Raw genomic sequence first — 418 nt, forward strand, 5'->3', positions numbered from 1 at the left:
GCACAGGAACAGCATCATGTCCTTGGCGGACACGCCCGGGGCCAGCCGGCCGTTCCATGCCATGCGCAGCGTGTGCGGCACCTTGAGCCAGATCTCGCCCGTGACGAGCACGCCCAGCATCTCGGTGGCGCCCACGCCGAACATGTAGGCACCGAACGCGCCGCCCGTGGGGGAATGGCTGTCGCCGCCCACGGCGAACATGCCGGGCCGCAGGTAGCCCTGCTGCGGCACCACCACGTGGCAGATGCCCTCGGTGTCGTGGAAGCGCGCCACGCCGGCGCTCTTCACCCAGTCGCGCGCGATCTGCACGATGGCGCGGCTCTCGTCGTCGTAGGCGGGCACGTAGTGGTCGGTGACGACCACCACCTTGTCCGGGTCCCATACCTTCGCGCCCAGGCGGTCGAGCATGGGCTTCACG

General features: G+C 69.9%; 1 protein-coding gene. It reads right to left on the reverse strand.

The window, feature by feature from the left end; all coding sequences use genetic code 11:
• Positions 1-408, reverse strand: a 408-nt coding sequence (locus FJV41_RS50905) for an aconitase family protein (RefSeq protein ID WP_246137945.1), incomplete at its 3' end; no start/stop codon positions are given.
• Positions 409-418: the final 10 nt, after the last annotated feature.

It is taken from the genome of Myxococcus llanfairpwllgwyngyllgogerychwyrndrobwllllantysiliogogogochensis, from assembly GCF_006636215.1.
Classification (GTDB): domain Bacteria; phylum Myxococcota; class Myxococcia; order Myxococcales; family Myxococcaceae; genus Myxococcus; species Myxococcus llanfairpwllgwyngyllgogerychwyrndrobwllllantysiliogogogochensis.